This window comes from Diaphorobacter sp. HDW4A (genome assembly GCF_011305995.1).
GTDB lineage: Bacteria > Pseudomonadota > Gammaproteobacteria > Burkholderiales > Burkholderiaceae_C > Diaphorobacter_A.
Genome location: NZ_CP049910.1, coordinates 721,097 through 739,742 on the forward strand (window position 1 = coordinate 721,097; position 18,646 = coordinate 739,742).

General features: G+C 61.0%; 16 protein-coding genes. 11 read left to right on the forward strand and 5 right to left on the reverse strand.

Annotated elements, in window-relative coordinates; all coding sequences use genetic code 11:
- Positions 1 to 102 precede the first annotated feature (102 nt).
- Genes proX (G7047_RS03215) through proV form a run of 4 tightly spaced genes read right to left on the reverse strand, consistent with a single transcriptional unit; the run spans position 103 to position 4,904 of the window.
- Entirely contained in the window at positions 103 to 1,197 is a 1,095-nt protein-coding gene (proX, locus tag G7047_RS03215) for a glycine betaine/L-proline ABC transporter substrate-binding protein ProX (RefSeq protein ID WP_371813839.1), read from the reverse strand.
- Between the two features lie 50 nt (positions 1,198 to 1,247).
- Positions 1,248 to 2,282, reverse strand: a complete 1,035-nt coding sequence (proX, locus tag G7047_RS03220) for a glycine betaine/L-proline ABC transporter substrate-binding protein ProX (protein WP_166300661.1) — start codon at positions 2,280 to 2,282, stop codon at positions 1,248 to 1,250.
- A 33-nt stretch (positions 2,283 to 2,315) separates the two neighbouring features.
- Positions 2,316 to 3,596: a glycine betaine/L-proline ABC transporter permease ProW gene (gene proW / locus G7047_RS03225; RefSeq protein ID WP_205904711.1), complete on the reverse strand. Its 1,281-nt coding sequence runs from the start codon at positions 3,594 to 3,596 to the stop codon at positions 2,316 to 2,318.
- 12 nt (positions 3,597 to 3,608) lie between these two features.
- Positions 3,609 to 4,904, reverse strand: a complete 1,296-nt coding sequence (proV, locus tag G7047_RS03230; RefSeq protein ID WP_166300664.1) for a glycine betaine/L-proline ABC transporter ATP-binding protein ProV — start codon at positions 4,902 to 4,904, stop codon at positions 3,609 to 3,611.
- An 808-nt stretch (positions 4,905 to 5,712) separates the two neighbouring features.
- On the opposite strand from proV, the gene G7047_RS03235 reads away from it, so the two are divergent.
- The 3 genes from G7047_RS03235 (at position 5,713) to G7047_RS03245 (ending at position 8,993) form a co-directional block, all read left to right on the forward strand.
- Positions 5,713 to 6,909 carry a CaiB/BaiF CoA-transferase family protein gene (locus tag G7047_RS03235; protein ID WP_166300669.1) on the forward strand — a complete coding sequence of 399 codons (1,197 nt, stop codon included), beginning with the start codon at positions 5,713 to 5,715 and terminating at the stop codon, positions 6,907 to 6,909.
- Between the two features lie 63 nt (positions 6,910 to 6,972).
- Positions 6,973 to 7,983: a tripartite tricarboxylate transporter substrate binding protein gene (locus tag G7047_RS03240; protein ID WP_166300672.1), complete on the forward strand. Its 1,011-nt coding sequence runs from the start codon at positions 6,973 to 6,975 to the stop codon at positions 7,981 to 7,983.
- Between the two features lie 26 nt (positions 7,984 to 8,009).
- The gene (locus G7047_RS03245) at positions 8,010 to 8,993 is read left to right on the forward strand and encodes a glycine/sarcosine/betaine reductase selenoprotein B family protein (protein WP_205904712.1); all 984 of its coding nucleotides are present in this window, start codon (positions 8,010 to 8,012) and stop codon (positions 8,991 to 8,993) included.
- A 266-nt stretch (positions 8,994 to 9,259) separates the two neighbouring features.
- On the opposite strand, the gene G7047_RS03250 is transcribed toward G7047_RS03245, so the two are convergent.
- The gene (locus tag G7047_RS03250) at positions 9,260 to 9,850 is read right to left on the reverse strand and encodes a YqhA family protein (protein ID WP_371813840.1); all 591 of its coding nucleotides are present in this window, start codon (positions 9,848 to 9,850) and stop codon (positions 9,260 to 9,262) included.
- Positions 9,851 to 10,255: 405 nt separating this feature from the next.
- Here G7047_RS03250 and urtA point away from each other — a divergent pair, with 405 nt between their 5' ends.
- The 8 genes from urtA to G7047_RS03290 are packed head-to-tail and all read left to right on the forward strand — an operon-like array spanning position 10,256 to position 18,609.
- A complete protein-coding gene (gene urtA / locus G7047_RS03255) occupies positions 10,256 to 11,467 on the forward strand; it encodes an urea ABC transporter substrate-binding protein (protein WP_371813841.1) in 1,212 nt (403 codons plus the stop codon).
- Between the two features lie 15 nt (positions 11,468 to 11,482).
- The gene (gene urtB, locus G7047_RS03260) at positions 11,483 to 12,388 is read left to right on the forward strand and encodes an urea ABC transporter permease subunit UrtB (RefSeq protein WP_166300680.1); all 906 of its coding nucleotides are present in this window, start codon (positions 11,483 to 11,485) and stop codon (positions 12,386 to 12,388) included.
- A gap of 4 nt (positions 12,389 to 12,392) precedes the next feature.
- Positions 12,393 to 13,466, forward strand: a complete 1,074-nt coding sequence (urtC, locus tag G7047_RS03265; RefSeq protein ID WP_166300682.1) for an urea ABC transporter permease subunit UrtC — start codon at positions 12,393 to 12,395, stop codon at positions 13,464 to 13,466.
- Positions 13,463 to 14,290, forward strand: a complete 828-nt coding sequence (gene urtD, locus G7047_RS03270) for an urea ABC transporter ATP-binding protein UrtD (protein ID WP_240939354.1) — start codon at positions 13,463 to 13,465, stop codon at positions 14,288 to 14,290. Before urtC ends, urtD begins: the two co-directional genes overlap by 4 nt.
- A 12-nt stretch (positions 14,291 to 14,302) precedes the next feature.
- Positions 14,303 to 14,998 (forward strand): urea ABC transporter ATP-binding subunit UrtE, encoded by a 696-nt coding sequence (gene urtE / locus G7047_RS03275; RefSeq protein WP_166300684.1) that lies wholly within the window; start codon positions 14,303 to 14,305, stop codon positions 14,996 to 14,998.
- Positions 14,999 to 15,035: 37 nt separating this feature from the next.
- Positions 15,036 to 16,073 (forward strand): aliphatic amidase, encoded by a 1,038-nt coding sequence (locus G7047_RS03280; protein WP_166300686.1) that lies wholly within the window; start codon positions 15,036 to 15,038, stop codon positions 16,071 to 16,073.
- A gap of 30 nt (positions 16,074 to 16,103) precedes the next feature.
- Entirely contained in the window at positions 16,104 to 16,907 is an 804-nt protein-coding gene (locus G7047_RS03285; RefSeq protein WP_166300689.1) for a CbbQ/NirQ/NorQ/GpvN family protein, read from the forward strand.
- Positions 16,894 to 18,609: a nitric oxide reductase activation protein NorD gene (locus G7047_RS03290; protein WP_166300691.1), complete on the forward strand. Its 1,716-nt coding sequence runs from the start codon at positions 16,894 to 16,896 to the stop codon at positions 18,607 to 18,609. Before G7047_RS03285 ends, G7047_RS03290 begins: the two co-directional genes overlap by 14 nt.
- Positions 18,610 to 18,646 lie beyond the last annotated feature (37 nt).

The following is an 18,646-nucleotide window of genomic DNA, read 5'->3' on the forward strand; positions in this document are numbered from 1 at the left end:
GAATGTCGCAGTGGAAAAAAGCAGGCTTCGAGGGGCGAAGCCTGTTTGCGCACCTTTTGTCTCCACGTTGTGCAACTTGGTAGCATCAAGTTGCAATTGAGGTTACTTTGTGGCAGCCTTGGCGGCCAGACGGGCCTCTTCGATCCAGCCGTCGAACATGGCCTGATGTGCCTTGATCCAGCCGTTCGCATGGCGCTCGACATCGGCGCTTTGGTTCTGTCCGTCGTGCATCAGGCGGTTCTGGGTGCTGATGTCGTTGATCGGAATGCTCATGACTTCGAACAGCCGTGCGGCCGCCGGATGGCGTTCGGCCCAGGCCTTGTTGGCGACGATGTACTCGTTGTTCAGCGGAAAGCCGTAGTTCTTGCCGTTGGGCATCTTCGTGTCCGCACCAGACTGCACGCCAGGCATCGACGAGAACGGCACCTCCAGCCAAACGACCTCCTGTCCGGGGCGCAGCACGTTGCTGAGCCAGTAGGGTGTCCAAGCGTAGTAGAGCACCGGCTTACCTTGCTTGAAGCGCGCCAGCGTGTCGGCGATCAGCGCGGGGTAGTTGCCTTGGGTGTAGTGCACCGTATCCTTGAGCTTGAAGGCATCGATCTGGTGCCACACCACCGCCTCGCCACCCCATCCCGCGTTGGGGCCGATGAGGTTGGCCTTGCCGTCACCGTCTGAGTCGAACAGCTTGGCGAGCTTGGGATCGGCGAGCTGGGACAGTTGGGTGATGCCGTGCTTCTCAGCCGTCTTCCGGTCGATCATGTAGCCCTGTGCGGCACCGGCGGAATACACCCCCTTGCGATAGAGCTTGGCGTCGCCGCCCGCGGCTTTGTAGAACTCGGAGTGGTGCGGGTTCCAGTGGTTGGCCATGAAGGTGGCGTCGCCATTGGCCACGGCGATGTGTGCGAGCGGGTATTCCAGTTCCTCATAGGGCTTGACCGTATAGCCGAGGTGCTGCATGGCCTTCATCACCAGCAGCGTCTGAAAAGTTTCCTCGGCCAGCGAACTTTTCACCGGCGTGACGGTGATGCCCTTGCCGGGCAGCGCATCATCGGCTGGCGCATTGGCCGCCATGACGGGTACCTGACTCAACCCCATCGCGACCGCGCTCAGGCGGAGAAACTGGTGAATCACCTTGCGGCGAGACGGTGTGCCTTGAGCAGCAGTGTGGTCGGTTTGGGGGAAATTCTGGCTCATCATTCTTGTCTTGGCTCCTTTGAATTGTTTGTTGAAATGGGCTGTCAGCTCGTTCAGGGACGGGGCGCCGCCGCGTCCTTGGCGAGTGTGATCCACGCGTCGAAGGTGCGTTGGTGCGCGGCGATCCAGGCGTTGGTGTGGCGCTCGATGTCGGCCTGCGAGCCCTGGCCCTGGCTCATCAGATAGTTCTGCGCGTTGATGTCGTTTACCGGCAGCTTGATGATCTCGAACAGCTTGGCGGCGGCGGGGTTCTGCTCGGCCCAGGCCTTGTTGGCGACGATCTGCTGGTTGTTGGCGATGAAGCCGTAGTTCTTGCCGTTGGCCAGCTTGGTGTCGGTGCCTGCCTGCTCGCCGGGCAGCGACGAGAAGGGCACCTGCAGCCAGACGACATCCTGTCCCGGCTTGAGCACGTTGCTCACCCAGTAGGGCGTCCAGGCGTAGTAGAGGATCGGCTTGCCGGCCTTGTAGCGCGTGATGGTGTCCGCGATCAGCGCGGAGTAGGTGCCTTGCTTGTGGGTGATGGTGCCGCGCAGCTTGTAGGCAGTGAGCTGGTGCTCGATCATCGCCTCGCAGCCCCAGCCCGGTGTGCAGCCAGTGAGGTCGGCCTTGCCGTCGTCGTCGGCGTCGAACAGCGCGGCGATCTTCGGGTCCTTGAGCTGGCCGATGTTGGTGATCTTGTACTGGTCGGCGGTTTTCTTGTCGATCAGATAGCCCTGCGCCGCATTGGCAGAGAAGATGCCCCGGCGGTAGAGCTTGGCGTCGCCGCCCGCGTTCTTGTAGTAGTCGGCGTGCAGCGGATTCCAGTGATCGGCCATGAAGGTCGCATCACCGTTGGCGAGCGCGATATGGGCGGTCGGGTATTCCACTTCCTTGATGGCCTGCACCTCGTAGCCCAGCTTTTCGAGCGCCTTCATCACCAGCAGGGTCTGGAAGGTTTCTTCGGCGATAGAGCTTTTGAGCGGCTGCACTTTCACGCCCTTGCCGGGCAGGTCTGATGCGGCCATGACCGATGCGCCAGTCAGTGCGATGACAGTGGCCGCCACGCTGGCGCGCGCGCATTGCGACAGAAATGTGTGTCCTTGGAACATAGGTGTTTTCTCCTTGTTGTTGGGCGTGAAAGATCAGGCGGCGTGCTTGCCAACGGCTTGTCGAAGCGATGGCTCAGGCGCTGGGCTGGAAGGGGCTGCCTTGTCGTTGGAGCGGACCAGTCGCAGCACCAGGCCCAACGGCCCCGTGTGCCACCAGTGCGCTCCTCCGCGCTGGGTCTGTCCCATCGCTTGCGTGATGCGATCAAGCACGATGGCGAGCAGCACGATGCCAAGGCCTCCGACCGTCGCCAGACCCATGTCGAGGCGGCCAATGCCGCGCAGCACCATCTGGCCGAGGCCACCTACGGCGATCATCGAAGCGATCACCACCATCGACAGGGAGAGCATCAGCGCCTGGTTGATGCCGGCCATGATTGACGGCATGGCGAGCGGCAGCTGCACCTTCCACAGCAGTTGCATGGGCGATGCGCCATAGGCGCGGCTGGCCTCGACGAGATCGGGGCGCACCTGACGGATGCCGAGGTTGGTCAGTCGGATCAGCGGCGGCAGCGCGAACACGATGGTCACGATCACGCCGGGCACGTTGCCGATGCCGAACAGCATCACCACCGGCACCAGATAGACGAACGCGGGCGTGGTCTGCATGGCGTCGAGGAATGGGCGTGTGAGGCGCTGCGCACGGTCACTCGACGCGAGCGCGATACCGGCGGGCAGTCCGATGATCACGCAAAACAGCAGCGAGGTGAGCACCAGTGCGAGCGTCACCATCGCATCGGGCCAGATGCCGAGCATGGCGATGAGCAGCAGCGACACGGCGGTGCCAATGGCCAGCGCGCGGCCCGCGAACTGCCACGCCACGAGCGCCATGATGGCGAGCAGCAAAGGCCATGGCACGGCGAGCAGCGCATCAGTCACGCCGTTGAGCGTTGCGTCAATAGGCATGCGCACGCCCTGAAAGAACGGGCGGCAGTGCTCGACTACCCAGGTCAGCCCGTCGTTGATCCAGCCCTGCACATGTGGGCCGCCTGCGGTGATCTGGCTCCACAGATGCGCGAGACCGCCGCCGCCATCGGTGGGGAGGGGCGTGGTGCCAGCGGCCGCATCCAGCCAATCGGCACCGGCCGAGGGATCGGCAGCCCCGGTGTCGGGCGTGGCCCATGGATCGACGGAGGCGGCATTTGCTTCAGCGCCGGAGTGGGCAGGTGCCGCCGCAGTCTCGGCCCAGGGATCGGCCGCGGCGTTGGTCGTGTTGGCAGTGGCCGCATCCACTGGCGTGCTTTCTGTCGCGCTGGCCCATGGATCGGTTGCGCTCGGTTCGGTGGTGTTCTGTGTGACGACGATTTTTTCACTCATTCATGGGCCTCCTTATGCTTGTGTTGTGGTGGATGTGGCGTGGGATGCGGACGAGGCGGCTTGTGTGTTCAGCGTGATCGTCGGGATTTCCTTTTGCGGCGGTGGCACGGGCGGGGTGTCTCGGTCCAAGAATTTCAGCATCGTGGTGCGGCTGACGACACCGAGGTACTTGCCGTCATCGTCCACCACTGGCAGTGCGAACGGCCGAGCGGCAACGGCACCAAAGAGTTCGGCTACGGGTGTGGTGCTGGCCAGCGGCTCGGCGTCAGGCAGAAACGCATGCTTCAATCCGCGCATGCCTTGATGCCCTTGCAGTGCATCGCGCAGCGACTGTGACGACACCACGCCGAGAAAGCGCTTGCGCGCATTCAGCACATAGGCGTAGTCGCGGTCGGAATCTTCGAGCAGGCGAAGCGCCGCGCGGCAACCGCGATTCTCGTGCTCGGACACCACGGTGAGCGCCTGGCGCGCGATGTCCGCCGCCTTGAATACCGCTGCAGCATCCACCCCGCGCACGAATTCGCGCACATAGTCGTTGGCCGGGCTGCGCAGAATCTCGTCAGGTGTGCCGACCTGCACCACGTGGCCGTCCTTCATGATGGCGATGTGGTCGCCGATGCGCATGGCCTCGTCCAGATCGTGCGAGATGAAGACGATGGTGCGCCGCTTGATCTGCTGCAGGCGCAGCAGTTCCGACTGCATTTCTGTGCGGATGATCGGATCGAGCGCGGAGAACGCCTCGTCCATCAGCAGGATCGACGGATCGGACGCCAGCGCACGCGCCAGACCCACGCGCTGCTGCATGCCGCCCGAAAGTTCGTCGGGATAGCTCGCCCCCCAGGCACCAAGACCCACCTGCTCAAGCGCTTCCTGCGCTGCGGCAAGTCGTTCCGTGCGGTCGATGCCCGCGAGTTCAAGACCGAAGGCCGTGTTGTCGAGCACCGTCATGTGCGGCATCAGCGCGAACGACTGGAACACCATCGAGATATCCTTGCGGCGCAATGCTCGCAGGTCTCGATCGCTCAATGCATTGATGTTCTGGCCGTCCACGAGGATGCTTCCGGCGGTGGGTTCGATCAGGCGGTTGAGCATGCGTACCAGCGTCGACTTGCCCGAGCCAGACAGGCCCATGACGACGAAGATCTCGCCCGCTTCGATGGTGAAGTTCGCGTCGAAAACGCCGATGGATTGACCGGTGCGCGCAAGAATTTCCTGCTTGCTCAGGCCCTGCTGGACGAGTGCGAGCGCGGCATCCGGTTCGTCTCCGAATACCTTGAACACATGATCGATGATGACTTGTTTGGCCACGTTGTGGGTCCTCCCGTGAGGGGTCCGCTTCGCATGCGAGAAGACCCGGGGTTGAACTCGTCCTGACGCCGACTGAAAGCCGTCAGAACACGAAGACCGAAATGACGGCAACGCCAGAACGAAGCTGCGTTGCCATACCGCGATTCCCTGATGCGGCGACCGAAGACAAGAAGCGCGCAGGGCCCATGAGACCCCGCGCTTGTCTCCGGTCGGAGAGGGGCGGACACTTGAGATAAGTGACCAAGAGCGGCCCGGATGGCAAACGTCAAAGTTGCGCAAGGGCCTGCGGGTCGTGCGAGCGGCAGGATGTCGATAGACATGCTGGGCAGTGGACTGCCGCGGTTCACACAAGCGTCCAAAAGTTGCCGAGCAACGGGACGCGAAGGGCATCAGGGCCGGAAATTCGGCCGAGGCGCCGGAGTGGGCTCACAAAGAATGTAAACGCTATCCGGCAGGGGTATTCACCGCAAAAAACAGCGAATTACCTGCATGGCAGGTTGTGAAACATCCTTGAATTATAACCATTGCATCTTTGGATGTCAATAATCGGATCGTTTCGTGTCTATAAGGTGGGAAGGCCAAGGCTGAACCGGCGGTTCCTCATCACCGTTTCACATGCATTTTCCAGCTATCGATATCGGGAATCCGTCAGCCCGCAGGGAAAACACCGGGCCTGCCGTGTTGACCCATATCCGCTTCGTTCCTAAAATAAAAATATGAAATGACGTTCTGAATATTGGAACAAAATAGAGCGCTTTTCGCCATCGGCCAGAGACCGGAGTCGCAGCACAGGAGCACGCAAGCCACCATGTCTAGACCATTTGAAAACCTTCGCATTCTGGATTTCACACGCTTTCTGTCGGGGCCGTTCGCTACGCACCAGTTCGCGTTGCAGGGCGCGGAGGTCATCAAGATCGAACCGCCCACGGGCGACGACACGCGCACCATCACCGTCAACAAGGAACTCGCCGCGCAGAAGATGGCCCCGGCCTTCATGGCGGTGAACACCAACAAGCAAAGCGTGGTGCTCGACCTCAAGCAGCCCGCGGCCATCGAGCTCATCGGGCGGATGGTGCAGGAGGCTGACATCGTCTGGGAGAACTTCCGCCCGGGCGTCATGGACAAGCTGGGCCTTGGCTACGAGGCGCTCCGGGCGCTGAATCCGCGCCTCATCTACTGCTCGATCTCGGGCTTTGGCCATACGGGGCCGGAAAAGCACACGCCGGCGTTCGACGGCAAGATCCAGGCGATGTCAGGCGTGATGTCGATCACCGGCGAGCCCGAGCATGGGCCCATGCGTGCGGGCTTTGCGCTCTGCGATGTGCTCAGCGGCATGACGGCGGCCTTCGCCGTGTCCACCGCTCTGTACCAGCGCACGCAGACCGGGCTAGGTCAGCATGTGGACGTGTCCATGCTCGACGCGAGCCTGAGTTTTCTGTCCACGCAGGTGGCGGACTTCACCATCACCCAAACGCCGCAGCGTCAGTTCGGCAACCTCTCGATGAGCCGCAAGCCCACGGCCGATCGCTTCCAATGCGGCGATGGCTACATCGTGCTTGCGGCGATGACCGAGGCGCAATTCCAGCGCCTGTTTGCAGCGCTCGACCGGGAGGATGTGCTGGAGGATGAGCGCTTCAAGGACTGGTTCACGCGCTACGAACACCGCGCCGCACTGCGCGAGATCATCGAGTCGGCTTTTGGTGCGCGACCGCCGGAATACTGGGAGCCGGTGCTCGAGCGTGCCGACGTGCCCTGCGCTCGCGTGATGCGCATCGACGAGATCGTGGACCACCCGCAACTGCGTGCGCGTCAGGTGCTGCAAACGGTGGTGTCGCCGCTCGGCACGCACATGCTGGTCGGCCCCGGGTTCCATCTGGGAGGCGAGGAGGGCGGCGGTGGCGTGATCCACTCCGCCGCGCCACGGCTTGGCGAGCACACGGGGGAGGTGCTGCGCGCCATGGGCCTTCAGGATGAAGACATCGCGGCGCTGAGCGCTCGCACTTGACAGCCCGGAAGTAGCCGGAACCGTTCATTCATTCAGCGTGATTTGGAAAAGGAAGCCTTCGCCATGAGCACCCGCATCGATCTGCAGACCGCCTCGACCCTGACCTCGCGACGCAACGTGCTGCGTGCGGCGGCGCTTGCCACGCTTGGCGCCACGGTGCTGAAGGACGTGCTTGCGCAAAGCGAATTCGCGGGCAAGCCGGTGCGCATCATCGTGCCGTTCACGCCGGGCAGCGGCTCGGACACGGCGGCCCGCTTCTTCGGCGAGCGTGCGGGCAAGGCGCTCGGCGCGAGCTTCGTGGTGGAGAACAAACCCGGCGGTAACGGCCTGATTACCATAGGTACGGTGAAGGGCGCGCCCGCCGACGGCTACACCATCCTGCTCGGCAACATCTCGCTGATGGTGGTGAATCCGGTCATGCTCAAGGACATCAGCTACGACTCGGTCGGCGATTTCACGCCGGTCACGGGGTTATATCGCGGACCAGCGGTCTACGCCGTGGCCCCCAATTCGCCGATCCAATCGCTTGAGGATCTGATCGCACGCTCGAAGAAGGAAGCCGTCAGCGTGGGCACCTATTCGCAGGGCTACCAGCTCGGTGCGGCCTATCTCGCAAGCCTTGCGGGCGCGAAGTTTCAAGACATTCCGTACAAGGGCCAGGCACCGTTGATGGCCGATCTCATGGGCGACCAGGTGCAAGCCGGGTTGCTCGACTGGGGTGGCGCGATCACGAGCATCAAGGCCGGCAAGCTCCGTCCGCTCGCGATCACCAGCGTGCAGCGCCACCATGCCGTGCCTGAGCTGAAAACCGTGCGCGAATGCGGCTATCCTGAGTACGACCATTACAGCTGGGTGGGCTTCTTCGTGCGCAAGGGAACGCCCGAGTCGCTGCGCCAGACACTGGCGCAATCGGTGGAAAAAATCAAGCAGACCGACGAGGCCAAACGCTTTGCGGACGAGAGCCTCGGCGGCGAGTTGATGCTGCAGTCACCAGCGGAAATCACCGCGCTGATCCAGCAGCAGATCCAGCGCTTCAAGGCGATTGCCAAACAGGCAGGCATCGCACAGGTATAGACCGATTCATTTTGGAGAAGCAAGACATGACAAGCAATGCCCCCAAGTTGCCCAGCGTGGAAGAGGCCAACGCCGAATCCAGCGAAGGCCTCGGCATGGCCCATTCCGGCGACGTGCCAGTGCCCTACATGCAGCGCACGCGCGACTGGTATCTGGCGCTGGGCTACAACAACCCGTATCGCTATTCGCACTATGCAGAGGTGCCATTTACGCCGCTCACCAAACCGCTGGCGGAATGCACCGTGGCGCTGCTCACCACCGCGTCGCCCTACCAACCCGACAAGGGTCCGCAAGGCCCTGGCGCACCCTACAACGCAGCGGCCAAGTTCTACGAGCCCTACATGGGCGACACCGCAGTGGACCACGACTTGCGCATTGCCCATGTTGGCATCGACCGCAAGCACACCTCGATGGAAGACGGCAACGCGTGGTTTCCGCTGCCGCTGATGCGTCGCTTTGTCGAAGAAGGACGCATCGGACGATTGACGAAAAATTTCCACGGCGTGCCGACCAACCGCAGCCAGCGACACACGCTCGATGTCGACATTCCGCGGATCATCGAACGCTGCAAGTCAGAAGGCGCCGACGTCGCTGTGCTTGTGCCCAACTGTCCCATCTGCCACCAAAGCATCGCCCTGACCGCCCGCGCGCTGGAAGCCGCAGGCATCCCCACCGTCATCATGGGCTGCGCCAAGGACATCATCGAATACGTGGGCGTGCCACGCTTTCTGTTCTCTGACTTCCCGCTCGGCAACGGCGCAGGCAAACCGCACGACCAAGCGTCTCAACGCGCCACGCTCGAGCTCGCTCTGCGTGTCCTCGAAACCGCCCCCGCAGCCCGCACCACCGTGCAATCGCCGCAAGTCTGGAGCGGCCATTGGGAATGGAAACTCGACTACTCCAACGTAGACCGCGTAAGCCCCGAAGAGATCGCCCGCCTCAAGGCAGAAAACGACAAGGCGAAGGAAACAGCCAAGGCCATCAGAGAAAAACTAGCAGAACCAACCTGAACGCAGACAGTCCCGGACTCGGTATTCAAACAGCGGGCCATAGAAGCAAGCAGGGCGTTGGAACGATCACCCCAACGGCAAGACAGTCCTTGAGACGAGGCGTCGCCGACGCAGACAATACTTCGGTATGGCAAGGAGGCGCAACGAAAGATCAAGGGCTGTATTGCCGCCTCCGCACGGGTAACCCATCGACGCCAACGGCGTCGTACACACTACAAAAAAAGCCAGAAGCAAACGCCTCTGGCTTCAAATAAAAAAAGCAAAAATCAATGCGACTTGTCGCTGCTGTGGCTTTGGCTCAGGAGCCGGTCGGTGAGGGCTATGGCCAGGGCACTGAGCAGGAAGGTAATGTGGATCGCCGTTTGAGCGATGAGCACCCGGTCCGAATAATTGTCCGCATTGATAAACGTCTTGAGCAGATGAATCGAGCTGATGCCGATGATCGCCGTGGCCAGCTTCACCTTGAGCACGGACGCATTCACATGGCTCAACCATTCCGGCTGATCGGGATGGCCTTCGAGGTTCAGGCGCGATACAAAGGTCTCATACCCGCCCACGATCACCATGATCAGCAGGTTGGAGATCATCACCACGTCGATCAGCGCAAGCACGACCAGCATGATCACGGTCTCGTTGAGCGTGGTGATCGGCGCGGTCGTCTTGTACCCGATGCTGGTGACCAGCTTGTCGAGCGCAGCGGTGCTGCCGAAGGCGGCTTCGATCAGGTGAACAAGTTCCACCCAGAAGTGAAAGACATAGATGCCCTGCGCGGCGATGAGACCGAGGTACAGGGGCAGTTGAAGCCAGCGGCTGGCGAAGATCAACGCGGGGAGCGGGCGCAGGGCAGCGCTCGGCAAGGAGGATTTGCTCGACATGAGTGTGAGGAAGTTGGAGGAAAAATGCGCTCGTATTGTCCATGCGGCGCGTGACGTTGCGCCTGCAAGGTAATGAAAATATATTGAAAAATTTCGGGTAACTACGGATTTGTATTGCTCCGCAGGGGCTTCTAAAATCTGCTACACGAATCATCGTTATCAGATACAGGGACCGATCTGCCAGTGCTGCCAGATGCGTCCCGAGCAATGAAGCTCAAGCCAACTTGTTTGGCTTGAGCTTTTTTTGTTTTTGATTTCCCTCCCTACATGCCTTGAACTTCCCCACACCGGGGTTGCGCGTGCGCACGTCTGTGCGGACCTGGGTATCTGCCTGCGGGATTCGTAGGTCGCTGCGTCGTTTGGCGCGGCGTTTCTCAACTCAGCTCGATGGAGCAGGAGGCGGATTCCATGGACTCAAACATTTCCCGGCGCAAAGTACTGGTGGGCGCGATGGGCGGAACGGTTCTGGCGGGTGTGGGCGCGGGCATGCCGGGCCTTGTTTTCGCTCAGGAGACGGTCAAGCTGGGCTTGCTGCATTCGCTCTCGGGAACGATTGCGATTGCCGAGGCGTCTCTGGTCGACGCTGAAAAGATGGCCATCGAAGAGATCAATGCTGCGGGTGGCGTGCTGGGCAAGAAAATCGACATCGTGCTGGAAGACGGCGCGAGCGAGAACACCGTCTTTGCTGAAAAGGCCCGCAAGCTGCTGGAGCGCGACAAGGTGGCCGCCATCATCGGCTGCTACACATCCGCTTCGCGCAAGGCCGTGCTGCCAGCGCTTGCGGCGAGCAAGGGGCTGCTGTACTACCCCACCTACTACGAAGGCCAGGAGCAGGACAAGCATGTGCTCTACCCCTCGCAGGAGGCCACGCAATCCGTGGTAGCGGCGACGGAGTGGCTGATCCGGGAAAAGGGCAAGTCGATTTTTCTGGTGGGCTCTGACTACATCTATCCGCGCACCTGCAACAAGATCGCCAAGCAGGCGATTGCAAAACAAGGAGGCAAGGTGGCGGGCGAGGAATACGCGCCGCTCGGACACACTGAGTTCTCCTCGATCATCAACAAGATCAAGGCCGCCAAACCGGACTGCATCTACAGCACGGTGGTGGGCGGATCGAACGTGGCGTTCTACAAGCAGCTGCGCGCGGCAGGCCTGGATGGCACCAAGCAGGTGCTGCTCTCCACCGTGGTGTCCGAGAACGAAGTCGAAGGTATCGGCCGTGACAACGCCGTGGGTTACTACGCCTGCATGGGTTACTTCCAGAGTTTGAAGAACCCGGTGAACGAGCGCTTCGTGAAAGCCTTCAAGGCCAAGTACGGCGCGCAGCGTGTGATCGGCGACCCGATGCAAGTGGCCTACAACAGCGTGCATCTGTGGAAATTGGCCGTCGAAAAAGCGAAGAGCTTTGATCCGGAAAAGGTGATTGCCGCATCGGCCGGCATCGAGCTCAATGCGCCCGAGGGCAAGGTGCGGGTGCACGAGAGCAACCACCATGTCTACAAGAAGGTGCGCGTTGGCAAGGCGCTGGCTGACGGGCAGTTTGACGTGGTGTGGGAATCGCCCGATCTGATTGCGCCAAACCCCTTCCCCAAGTTCTGACGACGGAGCACGGCAATGAGCTTCGATATTGCAGTGATGCAGGCCTTCAACGGCATCAGTCTGTTCACCATTCTGTTGCTGATGTCGCTCGGGCTGGCCATCGTCTTCGGCCTCATGGGCGTCATCAACATGGCGCATGGCGAGTTGATGGCGATGGGCGCCTATGCCACGTATCTGACGGCAAAGGTGTGCGAACACCTGTTGCCCGGATGGTGGTTGGCTGCGTATCTCTTCATCGCGATACCGGTGGCCTTTGCCGTGACTTTTGCAGCGGGCTATGTGATTGAGCGTGGACTGATCCGCTTTCTCTACAACCGTCCGCTCGACACTCTGCTTGCCACCTGGGGACTGAGCCTCATCCTGCAGCAGACCTACCGCAGCCTCTTCGGCGCACAGGAGGTGAGCGTGCCGCTGCCGGGCTGGCTGGCGGGCGCATGGGAGCCCACGGCGGACATGCAGTTTCCGCTCAACCGGCTCTTCATCATCGCGCTGACGGCGGTGGTGGGCATAGCGGTGTATTGGCTGCTTTACCGCACGCGCTGGGGGCTGGAGGTGCGCTCGGTGATGCAGAACCGGCCGATGGCGTCTGCCGTTGGCATCAACACCGCGCGGGTGGATGCGATGACTTTTGCACTGGGATCGGGTCTGGCGGGCATTGCGGGCAGTGTGTTCACGATGGTGGGCTCCACGAACCCTGGTACGGGCCAGCTCTACATCGTCGACGCTTTCATCGTGGTGGTGTTCGGTGGCGTGCAGAGTCTGCTGGGCACCGCGCTGTCGGGCTTTGCAATTGCCGAATCGCAGACCGTTCTGGAGTACCTGATGAGCGGATCGATGGCGCGGGTGAGCATTCTCGCGCTCGTGATTGTGGTGCTCTATTTCCGTCCGCAAGGGCTGTTCGCCTCGCGCACCAGGAGCTGAAACCATGGGTGAGAACAAACTCAAATTGGAAATCGTGAGCGCAGTCGTGCTGATGATTCTGCTGCTCGGTATCGTGCCCTTCGTGCTTGATCCGTTCCGGATGAACCTGATGTCCAAGTATCTGGCGTTCGCCTTCGTGGCCATCGGCATCGTGCTCACCTGGGGCTACGGCGGCATGCTGAGTCTGGGGCAGGGCATCTTCTTCGGGCTCGGTGGATACATGCTCGCCATGTTCCTCAAGCTCGAAGCCTCGGCCCCAGAGCTGCCTGACTTCATGGTGTGGAGCAGCGTGGAACAACTGCCGCTGTGGTGGGAGCCCTTCCGGCGCTTTGGCTGGACGCTGTTCTTCATCGTCGTGCTGCCCGCTGCGCTGGCCTATCTGTTCTCCTACGCCGTGTTCAAGAAGCGTGTGAGCGGTGTGTATTTTTCGATCGTCACGCTGGCTCTGGCACTCACCATGACGGTGCTGATCGTCGGCCAGCAGGGCGATACGGGCGGCGCCAACGGCATCACCGATTTCCGCACGCTGATGCAGATGCCCATCACCGGTGACGGCCCGCAGCGTGTGCTGTATTTTGTCGAGGTGTTCGTGCTGGCCGCCGTGATTGGTGCGGCACTGTTCGTGGCGCGCAGTCGCCTCGGCAAGGTGCTGATCGCCATCCGAGACCAGGAAGGGCGTGTGCGTTTCAGCGGCTACAACACTGCGCACATCAAAGCGGCGGTGTTTGCGTTAGCCGCCCTGTTCTCCTCTTTGGGTGGAGCTTTCTACACGTTGCAGGTGGGGCTAATCGCGCCGAATGCGATGGGTGTGGTGGCCTCGGTGGAGATGGTGATCTTCGCTGCAGTGGGCGGGCGTCTGTCGGTCGTCGGCGCGGTGGTCGGTGCAGTGCTGGTGGGTTTTCTGCGCTCCTACCTGTCCGAGACTTTTCCCGAAACCTGGCTGTACTTCCTCGGAGCGCTGTTCCTCATCGTGGTGCTGGTGCTGCCCAACGGACTGTTCGGGCTGCTCGACCGTTGGATGCTGACGCGAGAGAAGAGGCGCCCTGAAAACATCAACGTGCTGGGAGTGCGCGCATGAATACCACCACCATGGCTTTGTCGCCGCAGGGCTTTTCGAGTGCCAACGGGCATGCACGCGCAACAGTGGCGGGAGCTGGCGATTGCGCCGCGCAGAAGATTCTCGATGTGCGTGATCTGGGCGTCTCGTTCGACGGCTTCAAGGCGGTGGACAGCCTCAGCCTGTCGGTCGATGAGCGCGAGTTGCGTGTGGTGATCGGCCCCAACGGTGCGGGCAAGACCACCCTGCTCGACATGATCTGTGGAAAGACGCAGCCTACGTCCGGTCAGATTCTTTTCGGCAGCCAGGACGTGACGCGCATGAGCGAAGACCGCATCGTCAAGCTCGGCATTGGGCGCAAGTTCCAGACGCCGTCTGTCTACGAAGACCTCACCGTCTGCGAGAACCTGGAGATATCGCTGCCGCAAGGTCAGGGCGTGCTGAGTTCGTTGTTCTTCAGGCGCGATGCCAAGGCGCGGCAAGCCATCGAATCCGCTGCCGAGCAGGTTTTCTTGCAGGACATGTTGGAGCAGAAAGCCGGTCAGCTCAGCCACGGCCAGAAGCAGTGGCTTGAGATCGGCATGTTGCTCACCCAGGAGCCCAAGCTGCTGCTGCTCGATGAGCCCGTCGCCGGTATGAGCCCGCGTGAGCGCGAGCAGACCGCCGAGCTTTTGCAGCGCATCTCCAGCGGCAAGTCGGTGATCGTGATCGAGCACGACATGGACTTCGTCAAACGCATCGCGCACAAGGTCACCGTGCTGCATCAGGGGTGCTTGCTGAGCGAAGGCTCTGTGGAGCAAGTGCAGAACGATCCGCGTGTGATTGATGTTTATCTGGGGCATTGAAGGGTGGGAAAAATGCTTAACGTAAACCAACTTCAGGTCGGGTATGGCGAATCCAACGTCGTGCACCAGGTCTCGCTCCAGGTTGGCGCGGGCGAGGCGGTCGCGCTCATGGGGCGCAACGGCATGGGCAAGACCACGCTGCTCAAGGCCATCATCGGCATGCTGCCTGCCAAGCAGGGAAGCATCTCGCTCGATGGAAAGCAGCTCGCGGGCCAGCCCAGCTATCAGCGTGTGCGCAGTGGCATGGCTTTCGTGCCGCAGGGGCGCATGATTTTTCCGCAACTCACCGTGGAAGAAAACATTTTGGTGGCGATGGATCGGAGCAACCGCAGCACTACGAAGGTGCCCGATTACGTGCACGCCGCATTCCCGGTGCTGGCCGAGATGCGCGACCGCAAGGGCGGCAATCTTTCCGGTGGTCAGCAGCAGATGCTGGCGATTGCGCGCGCGTTGGTGACCAATCCGCGCGTGTTGATTCTGGATGAGCCGACCGAGGGTATACAGCCGTCGATCATCAAGGACATGGCACGCATCTTGAATGTGCTCAGGCGTGAGCGCAACTTCGCCATTCTTGTTTCCGAGCAGGTGCTGAGTTTTGCGCTCGACCTGGCCGACCGGTTTCTCGTGATTGACCGAGGGCGGATCGTTCACGAGGAAGAGCGTGCAACGCTGGATCAGAGCAAGGTCAGTGCGTTCCTGACAGTTTGATTTTTTTGTTCCTTAACCAACCCAATGGAGAGCAACGATGCGACATGGTGATATTTCCAGCAGTGCAGACGCCGTCGGCGTGGCCGTAGTCAACTACAAGATGCCGCGCCTGCATACCAAAGGCGAAGTGCTTGAGAACGCGCGCAAGATTGCCGACATGGTGGTGGGTATGAAGCAGGGCCTGCCCGGCATGGATCTGGTGATCTTCCCCGAGTACTCCACCCACGGGATCATGTACGACCCCAAGGAGATGTACGAAACGGCTTCGACCGTGCCCGGTGACGAGACAGAAATCTTCGCCGAGGCCTGTCGCAAAGCCAGGGTCTGGGGCGTTTTCTCGCTCACCGGAGAGCGCCACGAAGAGCACCCGAACAAGGCTCCGTACAACACGCTCATCCTCATGAACGACAAGGGCGAGATCGTGCAGAAGTACCGCAAGATCATGCCCTGGGTACCCATCGAAGGCTGGTATCCGGGCGATTGCACCTATATGACCGAAGGCCCCAAGGGTCTGAAGATCAGCCTCATTATTTGTGATGACGGCAACTACCCCGAAATCTGGCGTGACTGCGCAATGAAGGGCGCGGAACTCATCGTGCGCTGCCAAGGCTACATGTACCCCGCGAAGGATCAGCAGGTGATGGTCTCCAAGGCCATGGCCTGGATGAACAACGTCTACGTGGCGGTGGCGAATGCTGCGGGTTTTGACGGCGTGTATTCGTACTTCGGGCATTCGGCCATCATCGGTTTCGACGGGCGCACGCTCGGTGAATGTGGCGAAGAAGACATGGGTGTTCAGTACGCCGAACTCTCGAAGTTCCTGATCCGCGATGCACGCAAGAACGGCCAATCGCAGAACCACTTGTTCAAACTGCTACACCGTGGTTATACCGGAAAGATCAGTTCCGGCGAAGAAGCCAAGGGCGTGGCGGCATGTCCATACAGCTTCTATGCCAAGTGGATCAACGATCCAGAAGCTGCACGCGAGCAGGTGGAGTCCTTCACGCGCAGCACCGTCGGTACTCCGGAATGCCCGATAGAGGGGATTCCGAACGAGCCCGCAAAGCACCGTTGACCCGCATCCATCAGACTCCATTTGATCGCCATGAATTCATCACTCGACGCCTATCGCATTGCTGAAGAACCTTATTACCACGAGGTTGATCAGGAAGTTTCGATGTTCGAAGCCGCCTACGCGCTGCGTTTGCCGTTGATGCTCAAAGGCCCTACAGGTTGCGGAAAAACGCGTCTGGTGGAGCACATGGCTTTCAAATTGGGTCGCCCGTTGATCACCGTGGCCTGCAATGAAGACATGACGGCTGCTGATCTGGTGGGTCGTTATCTTCTGGATGCGGATGGCACCACCTGGCACGACGGTCCGCTGACGCAGGCGGTGCGCCACGGTGCGATCTGCTATCTGGATGAAGTGGTGGAAACGCGGCAGGACACGACGGTGGTGATTCACCCGCTCACCGATGCGCGCCGTCAGTTGCCGCTCGATAAAAAGGGCGAGCTGGTCTCGGCGCATCCGGATTTTCAGCTCGTTGTCTCGTACAACCCCGGTTACCAGAGCCACTCCAAGGATTTGAAGCAGTCCACGCGCCAGCGTTTTCTGGCGATGGACTTTGGTTATCCGCCTGCGGAACTGGAGGCGCAAATCGTCGCACATGAGGCAGGCATTGATAACGTGTTGGCTGACAAGCTCGTCACCATCGCCGGCCAGTCGCGTGCATTGGTGGAGCGGGGGCTGGAAGAGGGCATGTCTACCCGCATGCTGATTCATGCGGGGCGGTTGATGCGCAATGGCATGCAGCCCACTGCCGCCTGCGATCTGGCGATGGTGCGGCCGCTCAATGACGATCCGGATTTGCTCAGGGCGTTGAAGAACCTTGTCGATGCGCATTTCTGAACCCCACACTAGCGCGCAAAGCGAACCTGCTTTTGAGTCGGAGCCGGTCAGCGCGCTGCCTTCGCTGGCCTGGCTGCTGCACATGCTCAGTGGTGACGCCATCGCCGTTCAACTGCGCACACAGCCTGTGCCGCATGGCGCGCTCGCCAGGCCGGTGCTCGACGCGGAGCACGGCCTGTTTCTGCCCGACAGCCAGACCATGCTTGCGGATGCTGCTCACTGGAGCCAGCAGCGCGCGGCCATTGCGCATGCCGCAGCGCACTGGCGGTATTCACCGCGCAAGCAATCCGGGCGCGGTTTGAAACCCATGGGGCATGCCGTGGTGGGCGCGCTGGAAGATGCACGGGTTGAATGCTTGCTGGGGCAAGAGTTTCCCGGGGTGAAGCGCTGGTTTTCCGAAGCCTTCGCGCCTGTGGAGTTGCACGATGATTTTCCGGGCTTACTTGCGCGCCTGCATTGTGCGTTGGCCGATGAGACCTATGCGGACGATCACGGCTGGATCATCAAGGCCCGCACCTTGTTCAATGAAATCCGCCAGCGCGGCGATCTGAATCGACCTCAGCCTTTGCGCGATGCTGCCTCGATTCTGGCGAATGATTTGGGCCAGATGCGGCTGCGCATGAATCTGCAGACCTTTCACGTGCCAGCGGCCTATCGCGACGACAACATGTTTCTGTGGGATCTGGGCGAGAACGCCAGCGATCCGCCGCCCGAGATGCAATCGCATGTGGAGATGCGCCAGCAGGAAATGCGCAAGTCCGCAGCGCCAGATGACGGCGATCAGCAAGAGGTGCAGATCAGCCAACCCATCGATCCGGTCCCTTTTTTTTACCCCGAATGGGATTGCCGTCTGGAGCGTGCACGCCCGGACTGGTGCTCGGTTTATGAGCGTCAACCGCTGCTGTTGCCTACATACAGCCGCGCAAAAGCAGATGCGGCCCAAAGTATTCGCAACGTATGGCGAACCTCGGTAAGGACCGATCGCCATATCCGCCTGCGCAGGCAATTGCAGGGCGATGAGCTCGATCTGGATGCGGCCATCGACTGGAGCGTGGATCGCCGCGCGCGGCGTGATCCGTCGCCCAACATCTTTCGCGATGTGGGCCGCGCCGCGCCTTTGCTCAACCTGCTGGTGCTGGTGGATTTGTCGCAGTCCTGCAATGACACGCTTGCCGGGCAGGGCGATCTGAGTTTGCTTGATCTGCAAAAACAGGCGTTGGTGATGCTGGCGCGCCGTGTGGATCGGCGTAGCGTACGGCTTGCGATTCACGGCTTTCATTCCGACACGCGCAAGTCGGTTTCCTACTTCCGATTGTTGGAGTTTGCACAGACCTTTGATTCCGAAAGCGAGCGCGCCATCAACGCGCTGCAAGCGGGCTATTCAACGCGGCTTGGCGCTGCATTGCGGCATGCGAGCCACATCGTGGCTGCCGAGCCTGTAGGACATCGTGCCATCGTGGTGGTGAGCGATGGCGTGCCATCCGACGTCGACGTGTTCGACCCGCAATATCTGGCGGCCGACGCACGCGCCGCCGTGCGTTCGGCTCAGCGCTCTGGTGTGCATGTGGCGGCGCTGGGGGTGGGCGAAGTGGACGCTTCTCAGATGCGCCAGATCTACGGCCAAGGTGAGTATCTGGTGGCACGCAATCCGTTGGAATTGCCGCTGCGCCTCACGGGTTTGATTGCTCGTCTGGCGCGCTGATGCGTGCACTGATTGGGGGAATACCGGAATGCAAAAG

Coding starts and splice junctions, on each gene's coding strand:
- proX (WP_371813839.1), bottom strand. CDS start 1,197: ATGATGAGCCAGAATTTCCCCCAAACCGACCACACTGCTGCTCAAGGC.
- proX (WP_166300661.1), bottom strand. CDS start 2,282: ATGTTCCAAGGACACACATTTCTGTCGCAATGCGCGCGCGCCAGCGTG.
- proW (WP_205904711.1), bottom strand. CDS start 3,596: ATGAGTGAAAAAATCGTCGTCACACAGAACACCACCGAACCGAGCGCA.
- G7047_RS03235 (WP_166300669.1), top strand. CDS start 5,713: ATGTCTAGACCATTTGAAAACCTTCGCATTCTGGATTTCACACGCTTT.
- G7047_RS03240 (WP_166300672.1), top strand. CDS start 6,973: ATGAGCACCCGCATCGATCTGCAGACCGCCTCGACCCTGACCTCGCGA.
- G7047_RS03245 (WP_205904712.1), top strand. CDS start 8,010: ATGACAAGCAATGCCCCCAAGTTGCCCAGCGTGGAAGAGGCCAACGCC.
- urtA (WP_371813841.1), top strand. CDS start 10,256: ATGGAGCAGGAGGCGGATTCCATGGACTCAAACATTTCCCGGCGCAAA.
- urtB (WP_166300680.1), top strand. CDS start 11,483: ATGAGCTTCGATATTGCAGTGATGCAGGCCTTCAACGGCATCAGTCTG.
- urtC (WP_166300682.1), top strand. CDS start 12,393: ATGGGTGAGAACAAACTCAAATTGGAAATCGTGAGCGCAGTCGTGCTG.
- urtD (WP_240939354.1), top strand. CDS start 13,463: ATGAATACCACCACCATGGCTTTGTCGCCGCAGGGCTTTTCGAGTGCC.
- urtE (WP_166300684.1), top strand. CDS start 14,303: ATGCTTAACGTAAACCAACTTCAGGTCGGGTATGGCGAATCCAACGTC.
- G7047_RS03280 (WP_166300686.1), top strand. CDS start 15,036: ATGCGACATGGTGATATTTCCAGCAGTGCAGACGCCGTCGGCGTGGCC.
- G7047_RS03285 (WP_166300689.1), top strand. CDS start 16,104: ATGAATTCATCACTCGACGCCTATCGCATTGCTGAAGAACCTTATTAC.
- G7047_RS03290 (WP_166300691.1), top strand. CDS start 16,894: ATGCGCATTTCTGAACCCCACACTAGCGCGCAAAGCGAACCTGCTTTT.